Here is a 23500-nt window from a genome sequence, read left to right on the forward strand (position 1 = left end):
GTTGGGATTCAAAATCAAGCTAATCAAAAATAATATTTACAGAAAGAAAATAAATTTCAAACAACATGGCAACAGACAGAACTAACATTGGGTACAAATTCGAAAAAGGGGATATTCCGTCGCAGGAAGACTTCCAAGAGGTATTTAAAAGTTTCGTTCATATTGACGAAGACAAAGCCGATTTTCAAATGGTCGAAGCAGGAACCGATAATCAGCATTATGTAACTCCTGCCCTTTTGTATACAGGTTTAAAGAATATTGGCATCATTACAGGAAATAACTATATGCCACGTAAAGAGCATTTTGACTCATTTGTTGGCGATACCATTACTTTGCAATATGCACCAGTTAATTACAGTGTTAAAGTATTTAAAAACGGACAATTATTACTAGAGAAAGAAAGTCAAGGAAATGATGGTGATTATATTATCAATTACGAGATGGCCAAAATCACTTTTTCAGGGAATATTGACAATAGGAACATTGAAGTCGATTATTGGTATAAAAATTTAGCTCCAAATTCAAATCCGGGAGGCGGTGCTGGTCAACAAATTGACTTTACAAGCTTTCTACATACTTCAGGAAATGAAACTAAAAACGGAATCTTAACTTTCAACAACACTACGCCTACCTCAACCAGCGGAATTGTACTAACAAACAGTGGTACTGACACCGGCGCAAAAGTACTGGACGTAACAGTTAGTGGTGCTGGAAGCGGTATTGCGGTTCAAAATACAGCAACAGGAACTGGTATTAAAGTATCTAACACTGGAGCAGGAGCAGGTTTACAAGTCAACTCTTCTTCAGCAACAACGGGAGATCCTTTTCAAGTGACAAAAGATAATGTTGTAAAAGCTAAAATTGATGCTGAGGGAATTGTAACAGCAAAAAGATTTGTTAGCGAAGGCGGAACAGAAGATAAATTTGTCAAAGGAGATGGTTCTTTTGATGATAAAATTTATGCTGAAGACACCAAAGTAATTCATACTTCTGGTAATGAAACTAAAGACGGAGCTTTAAAGTTAACACACAATACTTCAGCAGATGATGTTTTAACAATTGAGAAAAACAATAGTGCAAACTGTTTAAAATTAGTTCAAAACTCTAGTTCTAGCGCTACTACTTCAACTTTTGACACCAACACTGATAATGTTAACAGAAAAGCAATCAGCGTTCAAAAAATCCAAGTCGAAAAAGCCTTTATCACACACGATGGAAATGTATCAGGAACTTCATTTACAACCTTAAACGAAAAAGCAGATATTACCGATGGCTTTTTAACATTAGCAGCTTCAACTTCTGCAACTGCAATGGCTGGTCACGCAAAATTATACGCCAAAACTGACGGCACTACTGATTTGTATGTTATGGGTAGTGATGGGGTTGAGAAGAAGATTGGTGCAAGTGGGGGTGATTTAGATAATGTTTTACATAAAACAGGCTATGCTACCGAAACCAAAACTGGAGAGTTAATCATTGATAGTGGGACAGCTGACATAAGTGGATTAAAATTATTAAAATTATCTACTATACCTACAAAAATAGAAACTGTACACTCCTCACCTATTTACTCTAGTGTTAGGAATCTTACCAAAGATAATAATGGAAATATTTATATAACTACATTGGATAATGGTTTATACAAAATGCTTCCAGATGAATCTGTATCACTATTATCTTCTACAGCACGAGGAATGGCAAGTTGTGTCGATAGTTCAGGTAACATTTATACTATTCCTTACGCTTCAAAAGGATATGTCGATACTCCTTTGTTTAAAACAACTCCATCGGGAGTGACGAGTACTTTAACTACCAATGTTTTATTATCTGCTTCCTTTTCTATCTGTATTGGAAATGACGGAGCATTATACATTCCTTCTGGTTATGGATTAATTAGATTAACTACGGACGGATTAAATATTTCTATATATAATAGCATTATCACAAATAGAGGCATCACAAAAGACACCTCTGGAAACTTTTACTTACCTAAAGCAACTGATGGTAGTATAATTAAGCTAGCTCCAAATGGGGTTGCTACATTCTTTGCATCTGGAATAAGGGTTCCTGAAGGAATTAGTACAAGAATGGATGGCAGCTTTTTAGCAACTGATTACTTTAATACTGACAGTAAGCTATTTTCAATTACGACTTCAGGATCAGTATCAGAACTATTTTCAGGTTCACCTCTGTTGTATCCAAATGGAGTTGTAGAAACCCCTTCTGGAATCTATATAAGTCAGCTCAACGGACCAATACTTAAGATTTCTATCGGATCAAATAAAGTACTTAAAACCGATTCCTCTGGTTTATTAGTAAAAACAACTTATTTAGAAGACGTTCCATATTTAAGACCACATCATGTTACTAATTTTGTAGATAAGACAACTAATCAAACTATAACAAGCACTAAAACGTTTTATAGTAGCAATACAGATTTAGGCTTAATTTCAATGACAAGCACAAGAGCTAGCGTTGGATTATTTACATTATCTAATTCAGGAGTAGGAAGTACTTGTATTAATTCAACCCAAAATGATACGACAGGAAAAAATCTGGTGTTGAACGCAGGAACAGCCTCAAATGGATTTGCAATTGAATCTAATAATAATGGTGTTACAACATTTTCATTGAATAAAATAGGGAATGTTACCGCTAATTCATTTATCAAATCTGGAGGTACAAGTTCTCAATATTTAATGGCCGACGGATCTGTAACTACTTCTGCAAGTGCATCACTTGAACCTTCACAAATTACAATTACCACAACGACAAGTATTACAACTGATACACTAGATGCCAATGGCAAAAAACAAATTGGTAAAAACGTTATTATCAGTAACGGAACAAGCGCAATAAACATTATTGTAAATGGCGGTACAGACTTTAATGCATCATACTTAAAACATGGTACAGGAGCAATAACTTTTGTGCAAGGTACAGGTAGAACGTTAGTGCTAGTAGATGGCAATGCTTCTTTTAATGGGACTCCAGGCAGCACCGCTACTATTTCTAGCATCGGAACAATTGATTATTTAAGAATTTCAAATGCATAAATTATGAATCCTTTATTACATTATGAATACGGAAAGCAACGCAAAGCATTTGTTTCAACATGGAGAACTTCAAACATATCTAGTGGCTCAACTACTTCAAATCAGATAAAACTACCATTAACAAGTAATGGGAATTATAATTTTCGGGTTGATTGGGGGGATGGAAATGTCGATAAAATAACCAGTTGGAATCAATCTCAGGTGACACACACATATTCTGTAGAAGGAAATTATACCGTAAAAATTACAGGAATCTGTAACGGATGGTCTTTTACCAATACAGGAGATCGATTAAAAATTCTATCTATAGTTTCTTGGGGAGGATTAAAATTAGGTACTTATCAAGGGTCTTTCTTTGCTGGATGCGCCAATTTAAATTTATCAACTGTGTCTGATGCATTAGATTTAACAGGAATAGTAACTTTTAACAGTTTCTTTTATGGTTGCACTTCATTAACATCTGTTAGTAAAATAAATGAATGGAACACTTCGAACATTTATAATATGGGAGCAATGTTTTTGGGTGCAGAAAACTTCAATCAAAATATTGGAGCATGGAATGTCAACAATGTTAGAGATTTTTCAAACATGTTTGCAAATGCAAAATTATTCAACAATGGAGAAAGTCCTGATATAAATAATTGGAAACTAAAATCGGACGAAGAAGTATTGGTTTATGGAATGTTTAGTCAAGCTTTAAACTTTAATCAGCCTATTGGAAATTGGAATGTATCATCTGTAAAAAGCATGCAAACAATGTTTCAATCTGCTAAAAATTTTAATCAAAATATAGGTTCGTGGAATACTGCAAATGTTACCTCTATGAATTATATGTTTTCAGGTTCCGAAAGCTTTAATCAAAACATTGGCGCATGGAATACTGGAAAAGTTACTGATATGAATAACATGTTTACAGGAGCCTATAATTTTAATCAGAACATAGGCTCATGGAATGTTACAAATGTAATCAGTTTTAAACAAATGTTCGGTTCTGCAAATTCATTCAATAACGGAGGAAGTCCTGATATAAATAATTGGACGTTGAAACCAAGCGGGGCAATAGATATGAGTCAGATGTTTTCAGGTGCAACAGGTTTTAATCAACCCATTGGAAATTGGAACACGTCTGCAGTAACAAATATGGTTAATATGTTTGCATATGCCTCCAATTTTGATCAAAATATTAATACATGGGATATTTCTAAAATCTCTAGTTTAAATGGAATGTTTTTAGGAGCAGCGAAATTTAACCAAAATATAGGAGCATGGAATGTCAGTAATGTTACAGATTTTTCAATCATGTTTCAATATGCTTATGCATTCAATAATGGTGGAAGTCCTGATATAAATAATTGGACACTGAAGTCAAATGGAAATATAGATATGAGTAGAATGTTCTTTTTAACTACAAACTTTGATCAACCTATTGGAAATTGGAATATTTCAAATGTTACAAAAATTTCCGATTTCATGGCATCGAACTTATCGCCCTCAAATCTAGATGCCATTTACAACGGCTGGAGTTCAAGAGTCGTAAAACCATCTTTAAGTATTTCTTTTAACTCCTCAAAATATACATCAGCTAGTACAGTCGCCAGAGCAATTCTTACTGGAGCGCCAAATAATTGGACAATTTATGATGGTGGAGTAACAACCTAACAATCTTTATAAAAACTAAAATATAAAAACACATTAAAACAAATAAAAAAATGGAAAACGTAACAATCAACAAAGAAGAAGCAAAAACAATCAACGCAGAACAATTAAAGAAATTACAAGACTTTAATGTCTTTATGGATAAGGCTAGATTATCGTTAGGAGAATTGTCTATTCAGTATGAGTTTCAAAAAGCAGATATTTTAAGTCAGATTGCCGTTCAGCAGCAAAACTTCAATGAGTTGGAAAAAGCAATTAAGGATGAGCACGGAGATATTCGTGTGAACATTGAAACCGGCGAAATTGTAAAACAAGAACAAGAATAATTCTTGACCATAATCTTTAGATAGTTATTTAGGAACCACAAATTTACGAGCCTTCTGGCGTGGTTCCTATTGGCTATAATACTCTCCTATCGCATTTTTCGTCTACTTACTTCTAGACAACCTGCTTTTTTTAACTCATTGCTTTTTTAAAATTCAATTTTACAGCAATAAAAATAAATTAATAGCACTTAAAAAAAGGTGAAGTCAAAAAGCGTAAAAAATTGCTTTTCACCTCATCAAACTTAGTTTTTGCTTAACGCAATCCTTCTCTAAGTTGAGACAAATCATAATCAATTATAAACAAAGTATGGAATATTACAATATAGCCAAGTCATTGACTGTGGCAAAAAATGATTGCGCTGCCGGAGTCATGGGAACTTCCGTTACTCTAACTGCAAACGCAAACCAATTCGTGTCTACAGTAAGTGTTGAAGACGCCAATTCAAAAGCTGATGCATGGTTAGCTGCGAATGTTCAGGCCTATGCCAATAATGTAGGTTCGTGCAGAATTACAGCCTGGAGAGGAGTAAATCCGTCTTGTGTTGTTGAACCTGATGTAAACTTAGCACCTTTTAACTACATGGTTATTAGATATAAATGGGCATTAGGAGCAGGACAAGATTTCGACACATATACCGGAATTATTAATTCAGGAACCTCTTTAGATAATAAATGGATGGGATGGGGGCATGGATTTAATAACGAAATCCCAATAAATGCCCAAGCTGAAGATTCGTACATCATGTGGGCTGGCGATAATACACAAGCAAATGGTGTTGAAAGCTGTCTTGTGAATTTCAGTAAAATTACAAGAGACTACCCTACTTTAAATACCGTTCAGATAAGAATGGCCGGCTCATGGTATAGAACTGTCGAAACAGGAAATATAGATGTAGAAATAGTTACGTATCTCGGTGGAACAATGCAAAAATCAGGTTACGACATCATTAATGTTGGCGGAACTCTGATCGATAAAAAGAACTTTTCTAAAAAAGTACCAATTCAAGGAACCAATTTGGCTAAAAACATTGAAGCTGTCACAAACCTCGGATACGTTACCTACATTAAAGACTCGTCTACAGGAAAAATCGTAATTAAATATTAAAAAAACAAACGTATGGGAAATACAGGATACAAATCTTTTGGGGCGCTCGAATTATATTATATTGATGACGGAAGCCCAACAGGACAGCCAACGAAACCAAATGTAGTTACAGATCCTGATTATATTGCACCCGTTTTAGATACTACCACATGTGCTCCTAGCATAAGATACTATAGCGTAGAAAAAAAATTAAGCGCAAAAAAAAACAATTGCGGAACAGGATACAGCGGAAGCACCGTCACACTTACTGCTCTTCCAAATCAATTTGTCTCTACCGTAAGTCTTGCAGATGCCAATGCTCAAGCAGATGCGTGGTTAGCAGCAAACGTACAGGCTCATGCAAATATGGCAGGAACATGCGAAGTCACTCCAGCCTCTGGCGGTGGAGGTGGCGGAAGTGGATGTTTTGTTGAAGGCACTCTAATCACGTTACCTGACGGAACAAGAAAAGCAATTGAAAAACTTATTCTTGACGAATTATTGCTTTCTACGGAAATTGAAACGCTTAACGATACCAATATTCCTAATGAATTGTATAAATGGTCATGCAAACATTTATCTGAAAACAGAATCATATCGCCTATTACAAAAATTGCAAAACAAGTTACCGACAAAACAATTATTGTCAATGAAGGATTATTGGAGGCCACTCCTACTCACCTACAGTTAATTCAACGCAATGGATTTTGGAGATTTATTCCTTTGGGAGATATAGTGGTTGGAGATAATTTATACGCGATAGATAGCGAAATTATTCCTGTTACTTCTGTAACTGTGAATTTAGAAAAACGAAACATCTATCCAATGACTTTGAATCCATTTCACACCTATTTTGCAAATGGAATTTTAACTCACAACTATAAAGAAGCGATGCATAATGATAATTAAAGCAGAACGTCATCTTAATGAATAAAAATCGTTTCTTCTTTTACAAACTCTACAAAGTATTTAATCCAAATTCTACAAAAAATTCTTTTTTGAAATTGACCTTAAAATAATCTTTAGTCAAAAAAAAGAATGTAGAATTTGGATTTACGTGTATATCATTTCAAAAGAAGGTTTTAAATACACAGCAATTATCAATAAACAAAAAATGGATACAAATCATAACAGAATAAAAGTCTCCGACTTAGAAACAAGCGACCCCGATAAAATTTTAATAACCAATACCGATGGTGAGTTAGAATTTACTGACATAAACGATATCAGTTACAACTCCCTTGATTATATTGTTCCAGGCAAAGCTTTGGATGCCAGACAAGGAAAAATCTTAAAAGATTTAATTGATGATGCAAACGAATTGCTTGCTTCTGATAATATCGATTTAAATACGCTTCAAAAATTAGGAGATGCTATTGAAGCAGTCCGCAGTTCTTTAAGCACAATAGTAGTAAATGATTTAAGTACTGGAGGCTCTACAAAAGCTCTATCGGCTGAAATGGGAAAAACTCTGCAAACCAATAAAGTCGATAAAGTTGCTGGAAAAAGCTTAATTTCTGACAGTGAGATTACTCGTCTGGCGACACTATCAAATTATGTGCATCCTACTACTCATACTCCAAACATTATTGCACAAGATTCAGAAAACCGATTTGTTTCTGATACTGAAAAAGCAAATTGGAACGCAAAACAAGGTTCTTTGGGATTTACTCCTGAAAATGCTTCGAATAAAAATATTGCCAATGGTTATGCTGGTTTAGGAGCAGATGGAAAATTAATCTCTTCTCAACTTCCCACCATTACAGTAAATGATACTTTCGTTGTAGCTTCAGAAGCTGCAATGTTAGCATTAATTGCAGAAACAGGAGATATTGCAGTAAGAACCGATTTAAGTAAATCGTTTATTTTAAAAGGCTCAAATTCAGCTATTTTAAATGATTGGCAGGAATTATTATCTCCTACTAGTGAAGTAACAAAAGTTTTTGGAAGAAATGGCGCGGTTACGGCTCAAGCTGGTGATTACAATGCAGATCAAATTACTGAAACAGCATCAAGAAAATTTCAGTCTGCAACTCAACAAGCATTTAATGATGCGACAAGCTCGATTCAGACACAATTAAATTCCAAAGCTTCTACAACTGGTTCAGGAGCTTCAGGCACTTGGAGTATTAATGTAACAGGAAATGCAAATACTGCAGGCGGATTAGCTGTTCATTCGTCAACAAACAATGAACCGAATAAAATTGTAAGAACAGATGCCAACGGTTATATCCAGGCAGGATGGATTAATACTGTTTCTGGAGACAGCGGAGCAACTCCAATCAATAGAATTTATGCATCTGATGATCAATACTTGAGATACTATACACCTGCAAATTTTATAAATTCTTTAGGATTAGCTACTACTGCAACAAATAGGTGGTATGATGGTTGGGTTAATGCTCCTGGCTATGATGCGAACACTATTGGAGAGAATAAATCTGGATTCTCATATGCAAATAATTGTCCTTTAAGTGGTCAATTAATACACTTTGGTTCCGGAGGATATAGCTTACAATTAAATTCAAATTATGGATCAGGAATAGCAGACGTTAGATTTAGAACACATAACGGAGATGCAAATACTTGGGGAGATTGGGGAAGATTTTTATCCGATGCCAATTATGCCACATATTCAGCATTTTCTGGCATAGTATCTTCTGGTCTTGGTTTTCAAACTGCCAGTTATGCAACCAATACCAGAAATAGAATTTGGTCTTTTGGCAATGCTGACGGATATGGATTAAGTTATTTTCAGGGATCAGCTGGTCAAAATGGAGCAGATTCAATTGGAATCCATTTTGGAAATGCAACAAATGCGGGTTCAAAATTTATTTTTGCTACTAATGGTGATTTCTTAACATCTGGTCTAACTACAAGTTCTGCTTTGGGCGTCAATCAAACTAATGGTTCTGGTCAAGGTCTTTCTTTATATGGTGGCGCGACAAATAGTATGCCTTCTTATGGCTTAATGTTTGCTACAACATCAAACTATGGTGGCCATGGATCTGTCGGTGGAGATTGGGCAACCTATTTTACCATGGCAGGCGCTACTAATCGAGGATGGATATTTCGTTCTGAAAGTTCAAACATTGCAAGCATTAGCGCAACAGGAGTATTTACTGGATCAAACTTTGCAGGACCATTATCAGGAAATGCCAGTACTGCTACAATAGCCAATCAGATGAATTGGAATAATTATGGTGCTGGCCATACTATTTTTGACGCTTCAGCATCAGTATCTCCTTCAGGCACTTCAGTAAATAATGCCAATGCCCAAATTGCTTGGACTACAACTTACCCTTCTCTTATGGGATGGAATGGTGCCAATACTTATGGCCTTAGAGTTGACTCTTCGAGAATTTCTGATCGATCGTCTCGTTCGAATGGTAATTTTTACATTGATGATGATTATGGATGCGGGATTGTTGGACGCTATTCTGATGTTAGATATCAAGGTATTTTTTCGATGGGGGATGCTTACAAATTAGCATCAGATGGTACAGCATCTGGTAACTGTTACGGATTAGCTTGGACACATTCTAATATTGGAGGTCAGTCAATAGCTGGGCTTAGTCATCAATTATTAGTAATGGAAGCAGGAACTACTAAAACAGCTATTGGTTCAGGAATTTGGACTTCTGGAGCTGTTACAGGATCAAGATTTGCTGCCGGATATGATGCTGGAGTTGCAAATTCATTTTCTTGCGATGGATGGTTTAGATCTGGTGGACCATCAGGCTGGTACAGCTCTACTTATGGTGGAGGAATTTGGATGCAAAACTCTACTAACGTTGAAATTTATGGCAATAAACAACTTTTGGTAAATAACGGTATTGTTGCAACTGGAGATATAACAGCCTACTATTCTGATGAACGATTAAAAACGAGAAAAGGCAATATTACCAATGCTATTGATAAAGTTAAAACCTTAAATGGTTTTTATTATAAGAACAATCGCTTAGCAAAAAGCTTTGGCTATAAATCTACTGATTTGCAAATCGGACTTTCTGCACAAGAAGTACAAGCCATTTTACCAGAAGTTGTTACTACTGCTCCATTTGATAGAAAAGTTACAGAAGAAGGAGAGGAAGTTTCTAAATCTGGTGAAAACTATTTAACTGTTAACTACGCTAAACTAGTTCCTCTTTTAGTTGAAGCAATAAAAGAACAGCAAGCTCAGATAGATTATTTATTAGCTAAAATTGGCGAATAGAACCTTAAATTCTCCTTATCCTTTACTGTCTATAATTAATTAGAAAACCTATCTAGAACTCTCTATTTTGCTTTAAATGCAAAAGCTTCAGCTTATTTCTATTCTTTCTAAAACCAGTAAAACTAAATAATTTAATCAATTCATATGAATACAAATCATAATAGGATAAAAGTATCCGACCTAGAAACAAACAGTTCTGATCAAATTTTAATTACAAACTCCAATGGCGAATTAGAGTTTAGCAATATTAAGAATATCAGTTACAATGCATTGGATTATGCCCTTGAAGGCAAAGCTCTTGATGCTAGACAAGGTAAAATCTTAAAGGGTTTTATTGACAATATTAATGCTTTACTTGCTTCTGATAATGCAAACTTAAATACTGTTCAGGAATTAGTCGATGCTATCGAAGCAATTCAAGCGTCGCTAAATACTATTTTGGTAAATGACCTTACAACTGGAGGAGCTGCAAAAGCATTATCTGCAGAAATGGGAAAAGTGTTGCAAAACAATAAAGTTGATAAAGTAGCAGGAAAAAGTCTTCTTTCAGATTCAGAAATTACGCGTCTGGGGACACTTGTAAACTACACACATCCAACAACTCATGCTCCAAGTATTATAGCACAAGATGCAAGTAATCGTTTTGTTTCTGATGCTGAAAAAGCCACTTGGAATGCAAAACAATCTGCTCTCGGATTTACTCCTGAAAATATTTCAAACAAAAATGCAGTTAATGGTTATGCAGGATTAGGAGCAGACGGAAAACTTATCGCTGCTCAATTGCCTTCAATTGCAATTAAAAATACTTTCGTAACCGCTTCACAAACTGCCATGTTAGCTTTAATTGCAGAAACAGGAGATATGGCTATTAGAAGTGATGTGAATAAGTCTTATGTCTTAAAAGGAACCAATCCAGCATTAATAAACGATTGGCAAGAATTGTTGACTCCGCCTGATGCTGTCACTACTGTTTTTGGCCGTAACGGAGCTGTTGTCTCTCAAACAGGAGATTATACAGCCGATCAGATTAGTGAAACTGCATCGAGAAAATTTCAAACGGCCAATCAAAATACTTTTAATGATGCAACATCTAGTATTCAGACACAGTTAAACTCAAAACAAGCAAACATCGCCGCAGGTACTACAAGTCAGTATTTTAGAGGTGATAAAAGCTGGCAGACGCTAGACAAAACTGCTGTTGGTTTGGCTAACGCAGATAATACTTCTGATGCCGCTAAAAATGTTTTATCTGCAACTAAACTGACAACCGCCAGAACGATCAATGGGGTTGCTTTTGACGGTTCTGCAAATATTACAATCAATGCTGTAGATTCAACCGCAAGAATTGCTTCTAGCGAAAAAGGCGCCGCTAATGGAGTAGCAACACTTGATGCCAGCGGTATTATTTTAACATCACAGCTGCCAAGCTATGTGGATGATGTTTTGGAATTTACAAATCTAGCTGGTTTTCCGGCAACTGGAGAAACTGGAAAAATTTATATTGCTAAAGACACTAACAAAACTTATCGTTGGGGAGGATCTGCCTATGTCTACATTACAAGCGGTGCAGTAGACAGCGTTGCAGGGAAAACTGGCGTTGTAACATTGGCTAAAACCGATGTTGGTCTTGGAAGTGTAGATAATACTGCCGATGCTGCTAAAAATGTTTTGTCAGCTACGAAATTAACAACTCCTAGAACAATCAATGGGGTTTCTTTTGATGGTTCTGCAAACATTACCATTACTGATCCAACAAAAGAAAATAGTGTAACTGCAGGTACAGCTTCTCAATACTGGAGAGGGGATAAAACTTGGCAAGCTCTAACTACAGCTAATGTTCCTGAATCTGGCAACTTATATTTTTCAAACGCAAGATCAATTGCCTCAATATTGACAGGATATAGTTCTACACCGGGCACAATTGCGGCGACCGATTCAATTTTAACAGCGATTAATAAATTAAATGGAAATGATGTTTTAAAGGCTCCCCTAGCCTCTCCTTCATTTACAGGAACAGTTACTGCACCAACTTTTTCTGGAGCTTTAACGGGAAATGCTTCAACAGCAACTATTCTACAGACTCCTAGAACAATCAATGGAGTTTCTTTTGATGGTTCTGCAAACATTACCATTACTGATCCAACAAAAGAAAATAGTATTACCGCAGGTACAGCTTCTCAATATTGGAGAGGAGATAAAACTTGGCAAGCTCTAACTACAGCTAATGTTCCTGAATCTGGCAACTTATATTTTTCAAACGCAAGATCAATTGCCTCAATATTGACAGGATATAGTTCTACACCGGGCACAATTGCTGCGACCGATTCAATTTTAACAGCTATTAATAAATTAAATGGAAATGATGCTTTAAAGGCTCCCCTAGCCTCTCCAACATTTACAGGAACAGTTACCGCACCAACTTTTTCTGGAGCTTTAACGGGGAATGCTTCAACAGCAACTATTCTACAGACTCCTAGAACAATTAATGGAGTATCGTTTAATGGTTCTGCAAACATTACCATTGCCGATTCAACAAAATTACCACTAATTGGTGGAACAATGAGCGGAGATATTATATTTCCCGGTACTGATCGTTCAGAAGGCATTTTTGGAACTTATGATTCAACAAAAACGCAATCAATTTGGTCTATGGGAACTGCTTATAGAAACTCTATTGATGGTTCAAATTTTGGCACTCTCTATGGTCTTGCATATAAACATACCAATAATCCATCAGGAGGAACTATGGCTGGTGGACATCAAATGGTATGGTGTAGCAATGGTTCTCCTAAATCTGCCATTGGAGATGGAATCTGGACATCAGGAACAATTACCGGAGACGGTTCAGGGTTAACAGGTATCTCGCAAACGTTCAGCATTGGAGGAAATGCTGCGACAGCAACTAGATTACAAACACCGAGAACAATTAATGGCGTTTTATTTGATGGTTCTGCAAATATTACTATTGTTGATTCTTCAAAAGCACCACTGGCTTCTCCAACATTTACAGGAACTGTAACTGCTCCTACTTTTGTTGGAAATTTAAATGGAAATTCTACCGGATTTCCATTCCAATCGGGTGTGCAATTAGATAATCTATCTGGCAGTATTTCAACTATTGCAAGAGAAGAAGCTCCTTCTTCAGGTTATTACTATACTTCAACATTGCATATGGCTTCAGGTGATGGTAGACAGCAATTGACTATTTCAAGAGATGGTAGTGGTATGAAATTTAGAGGAAATACTACAGCAAGTGGAACTACTGGGTGGACATCTTGGAAAACCGTTTTAACAGATTCTAACTACGCTGCTTATTCCGCGTTTTCAGGTGCAATTACTGGTGCTTCTTTAACTGTATCCGGAGATGTTACTGCTTTTTCTGATGCAAGAGTTAAAGAAAATATCAGGCCTATTTCAAATGTAATTGAAAGAATTCAAGCTTCAAGAGGAGTTGTTTATGATCGAATTGATAACGATCAAAAGAACAATATCGGGTTTATTGCTCAAGAACTTGAAGAAAATTTCCCTGAATTGGTACTTACTCGAGAAGATGGAACAAAAGCTGTAAAATATCAAAATGCTGTTGCTGTATTATTTGAAGCAGTAAAAAAACAGCAGGCACAGATTGAAGAACAGGATAAAAAAATGAAACTTATTCTTGAACATTTAAACCTAAAATTATAATGGCACTTTCAGCAACTGGTCCCCTTTCTTTAGGAGATATAAATGTAGAATTGGGCAGAACAAGAACAGCATCCATATCTTTGGATGCTGCTGAAAATGGATCTTATGCCGCAATCAACCAAAATAGTTCCTCCAGACCTTCTAGCTCAAATCCTGCTACAATAGGCGAATGGCATGGTTATAATCATGCCGCAGTTGCACCTTCAATAACCATCACAAGCTACAGTTCAGGAAATCTATGTTTTACGATTGCTGGTACTGCTTATTCACCTTCGACGCTAACGGTAAAATCTAGTACTACTTCTGCAACGGGGCCTTGGTCTAACAGTACTGCTGGATCCAATTCGCCTAGAGGTGTTTCTATCCCAACTGTAACTACTTGGTATATGATTGAAGACGCACTTAACACTTCCATATTTTCAAATGTATATCAATTTGTGGTTGCCAATGATACTACGCCTCCGAGTGTTCCAACTGGTTTATATTGTAACGACGGAGACGGAGAATATACAACATCCATCTTTATTGGATGGAATGCTTCAACAGATAACAAAGGTGTCGCAGGTTATAACTTACAGCGAAAAGCAGGTGCTAATGGAACGTGGGTTACTAGATATTCAGGTCCAAACACTCTATATTATGATACTGGAAGTTACAATACCTTGTATTATTTTCAAGTTAGAGCTTATGATGCCGCAGGAAATTACTCCAATTTTTCTTCGTCAGCAAGCTGGAGAACAGGTGAAATTGTATGCTTTGTTGAAGGCACCTTAATTACCTTACCAGATGGTTCACAAAAAACTATAGAAGCATTAGAAATTAATGATTTGTTGCTTTCTTCAGAAATTGATACTTTGAATGATACAAATGATGTAACGGAATTATATAAATGGTCTTGTAACTATTTATCAGAAAACAGAATTACAGCACCAATAACCAACATTGAGCCAAAAATTGCCTACAAAACAATCATTTTAAACAACGGACTGCTTGAAGCCACTCCTTTTCACTCGCAATTAATCCAGAGAGAAGGTACTTGGAAATTTATTCCAATTGGTGAAGTTGTTATTGGAGATAATTTATACAGTTTATCTAAAGAGATCATTCCGGTAACCTCAGTATCTGTCAATCTAAAAGAAAGAAAAGTATATCCTTTAACCCTAAGCCCTTCTCATACTTATTTTGCAAATGGTGTATTAACACATAATATTAAGCCACCAGATCCAATCTAAATGAAATATAAAATCAATAGAGAAGATTTAACCAATATTAAAATAACTGCTATTCAAGATATTCTTCCTAATGAATCGATTGGTATTTGGGTAATCGACAAACCTATGAGCGAGAACTCCCGATGCTTATTTCAAAACCAGATGCAAAAAAAATGGTGGGAAACTGATGATTTAGGAAGATATTGTAATCATTCCTTAACACCTAATACTATTGTATGTCTTCACAATGATAAAGTAGAATTAACCGCAAAAACACTTATTCAAAGCGGCACAGAAATACTGGTAGATTATCAAACTATAACAGAATGCATTGGTTATATTCCAGATTTAAATTTTTAAAAACACAAACACAACTATAATGGCACTTTCAACAACTGGTCCCCTTTCAATGGGAGATATAAATGTAGAATTAGGCAGAACCAGGACAACATCTATATCTTTGGATGCTGCTGAAAATGGCTCTTATGCTACAATTAACCAAAATAGCCCTTCTAGACCATCTAGTTCAAATCCAGCTTCAATAAGCGAATGGAGAGGTTATAATCATACGGCAGCTTCTTCTGGTGGAGGATCTAGTGGAGGAGGTACAGTAAATACTGGAGTAATCTGGAACGATACTGGACATACTATTAGCGCAACCTATATGACAATTAAAGCAAACGGAACAACAGTTGCCAATATTACCTTACCCACTCTTGCTAGTGGAGCTAGTTTTAATTTTAGTACTTCATATACTAATCTTATATTCTCTAATGGAACGTTTATTTTAGATTTATATACGCCAACTACCGGTTTAACGTCATCAAATTACTTTTATATGACTGCAGGATATCTTAGTACGAACGGATATTTTTCAAGTACTGGAAGCAGTTTGAGAGCAACCGTTACATCAAGTGGACCACAGTATAGTATAATTATTCATATAAAATAATGAAAATAGTCTATAGTTATTGGGATACAGGCAACGGATTAAAAAAACCTAGCAATTGGTTTAATGCTCAATTCATGCTCTCTTCTATGGTAATGTCTGTTCTTAATAGTTATAAACACTATGGGAGAGTAGAAATGGTAACTGATAGCACAAGCAAGGTGTGGATTGAGAAATTAGGTTTGCCATTCGAATCGATTAAGACAGATCTTGACGAATTAAAAAAATATGACAAAGGTTCATGGGCTTTGGGCAAAATAAAAGCTTATAGTATTCAAGAAGAACCTTTTTTGCATGTTGATTTAGATGTAGTTCTGTTTGAGCCTCTTTCTCAAAAACTACTCAACAATGATTTATATGTTCAAAATTTCGAACCTTTCACTATAAATGCTTATCATAAAACTTATATGCCATATATTGAGCTATTAGAAAATTATGGAACAGATTTGCCTATTGGGTTCTCTAACAAAAAACACGCAGTAAATCTTGGAATTTACGGTTGCAACAATCTTGAATTTAACAAGTTATTCTGTGATTCTGTATTTGCTTTCATGGATAAAAACGAAAAAAAGTTCAAGTCTCTTGTTCCACTTCACAAATTATGTGTTGTTTGGGAGCAATACTTTTGGGCTGTGATTGCTGATAAACTAAAGATGTCTATCGGCACAATTATAGATCCAAATTACAAACTAGCATCTGAGACAGGGTATTTTCATTTGCTAATTGATAAATACAAAGAAGAAATAGCAATTAATTTTAATGAGCATATAAAAACTATTTACCCAGATTATTACAAATCAATAGATGAATTATTAAGTTTCGAAAAAAATAATAAACCGATTAATTCAAATCAGAAAAACATATCTTATTTCCGTAATTTTTCTCTATAAAAAATTAAAACCTCAATAAAATATTATTGAGGTTTTTTTATATCAAAAAAACTTACTTCTTAAACTTCCCAACCCCACTCTGTAACCAACCATAATACTCCTCAATATTCGGATTATAAGCAGACGGTTCTGTTAAATTCGCACTTTTATGATCCACAATTACATAAAATGGCTGTGCATTTGCTTTGTAAGTTTTAATCTGTAAATCGCTCCATTTGTTTCCGATTGTTTTAATCTTTTTTCCTGTTGTTTCAGAAACGTATTGTTCGTTTTCAGGAAGCTCTTTTTTGTCGTCTACATAAAGCGAAATCAGAACCACATCGTTATTTAAAACGCCCAAAACTTTAGGATCTGACCAAACCAATTCTTCCATTTTTCTACAGTTTACACAAGCATATCCTGTAAAATCCAATAGAACTGGTTTCCCCTCTTTTTTCGCATATTCCATTCCTTTGTCATAATCATGAAAAGTTATGATGTTTTGTGGCCCATGCTCTGCTCCTTCTGGCAGTGAACCTGTTATTTTTAACTCGGAATTGCTTGAAACTCCCAATCCGTTTGGAGATTCGCTGTATTGCATTGGAGGTGGGAATCCGCTTATTAGTTTAAGAGGTGCTCCCCAAAGTCCTGGAATCAGATAAATTGTAAAACTTAAAACCAGCAATCCGAAACCTAATCTTCCGACAGAAATATGATTTAACGGCGAATCGTGCGGAAGCGTAATTTTTCCAAATAAATAAAAAGCCAACATTCCGAAAACCGCAATCCAAATCGCTAAGAAAACTTCTCTTTCCAGCCAATGCAATTGCAGAACTAAATCGGCATTCGATAAAAATTTAAAGGCCAAAGCCAGTTCCAGAAATCCTAAAACCACTTTTACCGTATTCAGCCATCCGCCCGATTTTGGCAAAGCATTCAGCCAGCCAGGGAAAGCTGCAAATAACGAAAATGGCAATGCGATTGCAATAGAGAAACCTAACATTCCAACAATTGGCGCGATTCCGCCTTTTGATGCCGCTTCAACCAATAAAGTTCCTACTATTGGTCCTGTGCACGAAAATGAAACAATCGCTAAAGCCAGAGCCATAAAGAAAATCCCAATTAATCCTCCTTTATCTGCCTGCGAATCTACTTTATTAGCTAATGCATTTGGCAGCATAATCTCGAAAGCGCCTAAAAACGAACAGGCAAAAACAATCAATAAAATAAAGAAAATCAAATTGAACCAAACGTTGGTTGAAAGTGCATTTAAAGAATCTGCACCAAAAATCACCGTTACAATCGAACCTAGTAAAACATAAATAATTACGATTGAAAAACCATAAATCATCGCATTTCTAATTCCGGCCGCTTTAGTTTTACTTTGTTTGGTAAAATAACTTACCGTCATCGGAATCATTGGAAAAACGCAAGGAGTCAACAAAGCCGCAAATCCTGATAAAAAAGCTAAAATAAAAATTGTTAGCAATCCTCTAGATTCTGTTTTTTTTTGTGAAGAAACAACTGGTTTTATTGCTTTTTCTTCTGTCTGAACAACTGCTTTTTCTTCTGTTTTAGCTGTAGTAGAATCTTCTTTTACGATTGCTGTTTCTTCAGTAGCAGCTAGTTTCTTTTCAGTCGGAATTTTAAATGCTAATTCTTCCGAAGTTGGTGGCAAACAATTGCTATCATCGCAAACCATAAATTCGACTTCGCCTTCAATATTTGAAATGTTATCTGAAGTAAATTTGATCTTTTGCGTGAAAAGTGCTTTATCTTCAAAATATTTAATTTTCATATCAAATATTTTATCAACTACTTCATGCCCTTTTTCTTCGGTTGTTTTGCCGATTAATTCGAAATTTTTATTCGGATTTTTGAAAGTAAAAGCTGTTCTGGAAGGCCCTCCTTCTTCAATGTATTGTCCGTATAAATGCCAGCCGGATTGTATAATTGCTTTAGCTTTTAAAATATATTCTTTATCTGATACTTTCTCTACCGATGTTGACCATTTTACCGGATTGTACATTTGGGCAAACATACTTGCCGAAAAAAGCAGCAGTACTATTATTATGATTTTTTTCATTGTTTTTTGGTTTGATGTTTAAAAAAAGAGCTGTCGGCAAAACAGCTCTTTTTGTCTTTCACAGAAAATGGCTTACTAATTCAGATTCTAAAATGAAAAATAATGAAAGACGACTATTAAAAATTGTTGATTTTAGATTGCAGATTTTAGAGTTAGTCACAGTCGCAGTCGCAGTCGCAGTCGCAGTCGCAGTCGCAGTCGCAGTCGCAATCGCAATCGCAATCGCAATCGCAATCGCAATCGCAAACTTTGTCAAAGTTTAAAACTTTGACAAAGTTGAATTCTCAAGACTGAAAACTGAGACTGAAAACTGAGACTGAAAACTATTTCTCCAGAGAACCCGATTTGATGACAATCATTTTATCCAATTGAATGTATTTTTTAATCGCATCGTTTACCTGCTGTAAAGTTGCTTTTTCGATATCTTTTGGATACTGTTCGATATAGTTTGGCTCTAAACCTCTTTCAATAAAACTTAAAATCGTTCTCGCCATTCCGTTTGTAGTTGACATTCCTACTTTAAAACTTCCGATTAAGTTGGTTTTCTTGTTTGCTAATTCTTCGGCTGTGATTCCATTCTTCACCCATTTATCCACCTGAACCATTGTCGCATCAAGTCCTTTTTGAAATAAATTCGGATTGAAAGAAGCGTTGACAAACCAGTAGCCCCCAGTTTCGATGTTTCCGCCTAAACCAGAAGAAATGTTGTATGTTAAACCATCATTATCACGAACAGTCTGCATTAATCGTCCAGCAAAACCTGCTCCTAAAGTGTAATTTCCAATAAAAAACGGAATATAATCGGCGTCGGCTCTTTTTAAACCTGTAAACTGTCCGATGAATAATTCTGCACTTGGTTTTTCTGGAATGGTTACCACTTCTGTTTTTGATGCTGCTTTTGTAGCTTCTTCAAATTTTAGTTTTTCTGCAACGCCCCCATTCCAGTTTTTGAATGATTTTTTTAGAGAAGCATTTAAATTTGCTCCATCGGTGTCTCCCACAATTACAAGCCTCATTGAAGCTGTTCCGAAATATTTTTTGTGGAAAGCTTTTACTTCATCCAAAGTTGCGTTTTTAATATTCGCAATATTATCTTCAACACTTAAACTATAATTTGGATTTCCTTTTGGATAAATCGCCTGAGATAAAGCAATGCTTCCTCTTTCTCCTGGATCATTCAAATCCTGTTGTGTGTTTCCAATAAACTGCTGTTTAAGATTCTCAAATTCTTTGGCATCAAACAACGGATTTCTTAATTCTTCTGCCAATAAAGCAATTACCTGATCTAAGTCTTTTTTCAAACATTTAAATCCGATATTGATTTTGAAAGTCGAAGCATTTACGTTTAATGAAACTCCTAGTTTTTGCAGTTTTTCTGAAAATTTAAATTTGTCATTTAGCGTAGTTCCTTTTGATAACATTGAAGCCGTTAATGCTGGAATAATATCATTTTTAGTTTCACTGGCATAATTTCCTAACGAAATACTTGCTGCAACGGTTACAAAATCTTTTGCCGAAGTTTTTACTGAAACCACATCAATTCCAGATACTTTTTCTCTTTTAAAAGCTGAAGCCGATTTTTCGATTAAACTTGATTCAGAAATTAATTCTTCTGCTGTACTTTTTACTAAAGCTGGAGCAGATGAAGACTCTTCATGAATATGTCCTTCGTCTGAATGTCTGTAATAAAACGGACCGTTCTCAGGCATAAAATTATTTGCTTTTGCCATATCCTGATTTTGTGCACCAGCCTGTTTCGGAATAAAATATCCTGTTGTGCTTTGGTCTTCAACCAAATATTTTTGAGCCACACGCAAAATATCTGCTGGAGTTACTTTTTTCAATCTGTCAACTCCTGTAATATAATCTGTCCAATCGCCAGATGCAATTGCTTCATTTAATGCCGATGCAATCACTCCAGAACCATCGCGAGCTAAAATAGTCTGCGCACTTACTTTTGCTACAACACGATTAACCTCATCTTGAGTAACACCTTCTTTTTGAATTTTAGCCACAACCTCGCTGATTTTAGCATCGATATCTTCGTGTTTTGAAGTTGCAGGAAAACCAACGATAACTGTAAAAAGTCCGACTTCTTTAAAATTTGTAGCTTCAGCGTACGAGTAAATTCCTAATCGAGTATCTACAAAAGTTTTGTTTAAAATTGCTGATGGCCCAACACCAATAATCTGAGCCAAAATATTCAATGCTGGAAGGTCTTCATGCAAAGCTCCCGGAATTTTATACGCTTTACTTACTACACCTAATTCTCCAGGTTTTTTTACCGTAATTTTACGCGCGCCATATTGCTGAGGTTCTTGTGTATAAGGCTGAGGCATTGCATTTGGCGCTTTTGTAATTTTGCCAAAATACTTTTCGATCAATTCAAAAACATTTTCTTTTTTGAAATCTCCAATAATGGTTAAAGTTGCATTATCTGGCCAATAATAAGTATTATAGAAATTTCTTAATACTTCAATTGGAGCATTTTCAATATCCGATTTCCAACCAATTGTCGAATGATGATAAGGATGTGCAATATATGCCGATGCCCAAATTTCTTTATCTAACAAACTATTCGGATTGTTTTCTCCACGTTCAAATTCGTTACGAACCACTGTCATTTCTGCTTCTTTATCTTCTTTTAATAGTAAAGAATTACGCATTCTGTCAGCTTCAATTTGAAGTGCTAACTCGATTTTATCACTTGGCAATGTTTCAAAATAATTGGTTCGATCATACCAAGTTGTAGCATTCAATTGTGCTCCTGTATTTTGAAGCACATCAGTAATTGTATTTCCGTTTTTTTTATTGAAAGTTGACGTTCCCTTAAACATTAAATGTTCTAAAAGGTGCGTTGATCCTGTATTTCCTAAAACTTCATGTTTAGAGCCAACACGATATACAATCTGAACCGTTGCAACTGGCGAAGCATTGTCTTGCAAAAGCAAAACATTCATTCCGTTTGGCTGGTATAAATATTCTTCAATTCCGTCTAATTGTTTCATTTTCTTGAAGTTAACCGATTTACTTTGCGCTGAAATAAGCGCGCAGAAAGCTAATGAGCAATAGCCCAGAAAGATGTATTTTTTCATTTTTTGTTGATATTTTTCTTAGTTTTCAGTTTTGTCGCTGTTTACAGTTTTCACTGAGACTGAGACTGAGAGTGAGACTGTAAACTGCGACTGAAAACTAACTTTATGATTTACTGAAAATTTCTTTTAGTTTAGATTGCAATTCAGCTTCTCTAAGGTTCTTAGCCAAGATTTTTCCATCAGGTCCAATTAAGTAGTTGGTTGGAACCATTTTTACACCGTATAAAACAGCCGCTTCATTTTTCCAACCTTTTAAGTCTGAAACATGTGTCCAGGTTAAACCGTCTTTTTCGATTGCTTTTTCCCAAAGTTTCTTTTTGTCGTCTAGAGAAACTCCCAAAACATCAAATCCTTTTTCATGATACGTTTTGTAGGCTAAAACTACATTTGGATTTTCTTTTCGACAAGGACCGCACCAAGAAGCCCAAAAATCAACCAAAACATATTTTCCCTTATAATCTGATAATTTTACTGTTTTTCCATTTACGTCAGTTTGCGAGAAATCTAATGCTGGCGCACCAATAGCCGTTTTGTCGTTAAGATCGATTGTAGCTTTTAATTGTTTTCCGTAAACCGATTTCTGTATTTCTGGAGTTAAAACTCCGTAATACATTTTTACCTGCTCTGGTGTTCCGTACGAAACAATTCGATCATTAATTACCAAAGCACCAGCAATTTTATCTTTATTCTTTCTGATAAATTTATCGGTTAAATCATCGGCAAAAGATTGAAGATCTTTCCATTTTTTATCCATTGCCGTTTGCTGTTCCGGAGTTAATTTTACTTTTCCTCCTTGTGTCAGCGAATCAGATAATTTGTAAATTGGACCTGCAATGTTTTGTATTTTTTTGAACTCATTATCATAAAATGATTTATAGAAATCATTTTGAGTTGCTCCCGTAACTTTAGCTTTAAAAATAGAATCCTTTTTAGCCTCCACTTTTATTTCTTCATTCGATAAAAGAAAATAAGCACCGTATTCTTCCCCTTTCAATTTAATGGTATGCAATAACGGTTCTGAAACTTTTCCTGCAAGAGTAAAAGTTCCGTCTTTTTGTATTTGCGCTGAATCTGCAATTTTTTTATTTCCTTTTTCATCTGTATTTTCCAGATAAACCATTCCTTTATCCAGTCCAGCGATTGTGCCATTGATTGTAAATCCTTCTTCTTTTTTAGAACAAGAATTCAGCACGGTCAACAATACCATTGCCGATAAACCTGATTTTAAGATTGTACTTTTCATGTTATATTTTTTTGTTTGTTATTTT

At 35.4% G+C, this 23500-nt stretch carries 14 protein-coding genes; 11 read left to right on the forward strand and 3 right to left on the reverse strand.

The window, feature by feature from the left end; genetic code table 11:
* Positions 1–65 precede the first annotated feature (65 nt).
* From RB618_RS19025 to RB618_RS19075, 11 genes are all read left to right on the forward strand, one after another.
* Positions 66–3056 (forward strand): hypothetical protein, encoded by a 2991-nt coding sequence (locus RB618_RS19025; RefSeq protein ID WP_308070209.1) that lies wholly within the window; start codon positions 66–68, stop codon positions 3054–3056.
* Between the two features lie 3 nt (positions 3057–3059).
* Positions 3060–4715, forward strand: coding sequence for a BspA family leucine-rich repeat surface protein (locus tag RB618_RS19030; protein WP_308070210.1), 1656 nt, complete (start codon positions 3060–3062; stop codon positions 4713–4715).
* A gap of 50 nt (positions 4716–4765) precedes the next feature.
* Positions 4766–5038: a hypothetical protein gene (locus tag RB618_RS19035; RefSeq protein WP_308070211.1), complete on the forward strand. Its 273-nt coding sequence runs from the start codon at positions 4766–4768 to the stop codon at positions 5036–5038.
* Positions 5039–5345: 307 nt separating this feature from the next.
* Positions 5346–6143, forward strand: a complete 798-nt coding sequence (locus RB618_RS19040) for a DUF5977 domain-containing protein (protein WP_308070212.1) — start codon at positions 5346–5348, stop codon at positions 6141–6143.
* A gap of 12 nt (positions 6144–6155) precedes the next feature.
* Positions 6156–7031 (forward strand): DUF5977 domain-containing protein, encoded by an 876-nt coding sequence (locus RB618_RS19045; RefSeq protein WP_308070213.1) that lies wholly within the window; start codon positions 6156–6158, stop codon positions 7029–7031.
* Between the two features lie 205 nt (positions 7032–7236).
* Positions 7237–10338: a tail fiber domain-containing protein gene (locus tag RB618_RS19050; protein WP_308070214.1), complete on the forward strand. Its 3102-nt coding sequence runs from the start codon at positions 7237–7239 to the stop codon at positions 10336–10338.
* Between the two features lie 144 nt (positions 10339–10482).
* Positions 10483–14022, forward strand: a complete 3540-nt coding sequence (locus RB618_RS19055; protein WP_308070215.1) for a tail fiber domain-containing protein — start codon at positions 10483–10485, stop codon at positions 14020–14022.
* Positions 14022–15254, forward strand: a complete 1233-nt coding sequence (locus tag RB618_RS19060; protein ID WP_308070216.1) for a hypothetical protein — start codon at positions 14022–14024, stop codon at positions 15252–15254. Before RB618_RS19055 ends, RB618_RS19060 begins: the two co-directional genes overlap by 1 nt.
* Positions 15255–15593 carry an SET domain-containing protein gene (locus RB618_RS19065; protein WP_308070217.1) on the forward strand — a complete coding sequence of 113 codons (339 nt, stop codon included), beginning with the start codon at positions 15255–15257 and terminating at the stop codon, positions 15591–15593.
* A 19-nt stretch (positions 15594–15612) separates the two neighbouring features.
* Entirely contained in the window at positions 15613–16185 is a 573-nt protein-coding gene (locus RB618_RS19070) for a hypothetical protein (RefSeq protein WP_308070218.1), read from the forward strand.
* On the forward strand, positions 16185–17072 hold the full coding sequence (locus RB618_RS19075; protein ID WP_308070219.1) for a DUF6734 family protein: 888 nt from the start codon (positions 16185–16187) through the stop codon (positions 17070–17072). Before RB618_RS19070 ends, RB618_RS19075 begins: the two co-directional genes overlap by 1 nt.
* 52 nt (positions 17073–17124) lie before the next feature.
* Here RB618_RS19075 and RB618_RS19080 read toward each other — a convergent pair whose 3' ends face one another.
* The 3 genes from RB618_RS19080 to RB618_RS19090 form a co-directional block, all read right to left on the reverse strand.
* The gene (locus RB618_RS19080) at positions 17125–19137 is read right to left on the reverse strand and encodes a cytochrome c biogenesis protein CcdA (RefSeq protein ID WP_308070220.1); all 2013 of its coding nucleotides are present in this window, start codon (positions 19135–19137) and stop codon (positions 17125–17127) included.
* 323 nt (positions 19138–19460) lie between these two features.
* Positions 19461–22232 (reverse strand): pitrilysin family protein, encoded by a 2772-nt coding sequence (locus tag RB618_RS19085; RefSeq protein WP_308070221.1) that lies wholly within the window; start codon positions 22230–22232, stop codon positions 19461–19463.
* A 103-nt stretch (positions 22233–22335) separates the two neighbouring features.
* A complete protein-coding gene (locus RB618_RS19090; protein WP_308070222.1) occupies positions 22336–23475 on the reverse strand; it encodes a TlpA disulfide reductase family protein in 1140 nt (379 codons plus the stop codon).
* Between the last annotated feature and the right edge of the window lie 25 nt (positions 23476–23500).

Origin of the sequence: Flavobacterium sp. LHD-85, from assembly GCF_030929595.1 — a bacterium.
In the GTDB taxonomy this organism is placed as follows: Bacteria; Bacteroidota; Bacteroidia; order Flavobacteriales; family Flavobacteriaceae; genus Flavobacterium.

What these genes read in the sequence shown, in the direction of transcription:
- RB618_RS19025 (WP_308070209.1), top strand. Translation starts at nt 66, where the DNA reads ATGGCAACAGACAGAACTAACATTGGGTACAAATTCGAAAAAGGGGAT.
- RB618_RS19070 (WP_308070218.1), top strand. Translation starts at nt 15,613, where the DNA reads ATGGCACTTTCAACAACTGGTCCCCTTTCAATGGGAGATATAAATGTA.
- RB618_RS19035 (WP_308070211.1), top strand. Translation starts at nt 4,766, where the DNA reads ATGGAAAACGTAACAATCAACAAAGAAGAAGCAAAAACAATCAACGCA.
- RB618_RS19040 (WP_308070212.1), top strand. Translation starts at nt 5,346, where the DNA reads ATGGAATATTACAATATAGCCAAGTCATTGACTGTGGCAAAAAATGAT.
- RB618_RS19085 (WP_308070221.1), bottom strand. Translation starts at nt 22,232, where the DNA reads ATGAAAAAATACATCTTTCTGGGCTATTGCTCATTAGCTTTCTGCGCG.
- RB618_RS19075 (WP_308070219.1), top strand. Translation starts at nt 16,185, where the DNA reads ATGAAAATAGTCTATAGTTATTGGGATACAGGCAACGGATTAAAAAAA.
- RB618_RS19060 (WP_308070216.1), top strand. Translation starts at nt 14,022, where the DNA reads ATGGCACTTTCAGCAACTGGTCCCCTTTCTTTAGGAGATATAAATGTA.
- RB618_RS19050 (WP_308070214.1), top strand. Translation starts at nt 7,237, where the DNA reads ATGGATACAAATCATAACAGAATAAAAGTCTCCGACTTAGAAACAAGC.
- RB618_RS19030 (WP_308070210.1), top strand. Translation starts at nt 3,060, where the DNA reads ATGAATCCTTTATTACATTATGAATACGGAAAGCAACGCAAAGCATTT.
- RB618_RS19080 (WP_308070220.1), bottom strand. Translation starts at nt 19,137, where the DNA reads ATGAAAAAAATCATAATAATAGTACTGCTGCTTTTTTCGGCAAGTATG.
- RB618_RS19090 (WP_308070222.1), bottom strand. Translation starts at nt 23,475, where the DNA reads ATGAAAAGTACAATCTTAAAATCAGGTTTATCGGCAATGGTATTGTTG.
- RB618_RS19055 (WP_308070215.1), top strand. Translation starts at nt 10,483, where the DNA reads ATGAATACAAATCATAATAGGATAAAAGTATCCGACCTAGAAACAAAC.
- RB618_RS19045 (WP_308070213.1), top strand. Translation starts at nt 6,156, where the DNA reads ATGGGAAATACAGGATACAAATCTTTTGGGGCGCTCGAATTATATTAT.
- RB618_RS19065 (WP_308070217.1), top strand. Translation starts at nt 15,255, where the DNA reads ATGAAATATAAAATCAATAGAGAAGATTTAACCAATATTAAAATAACT.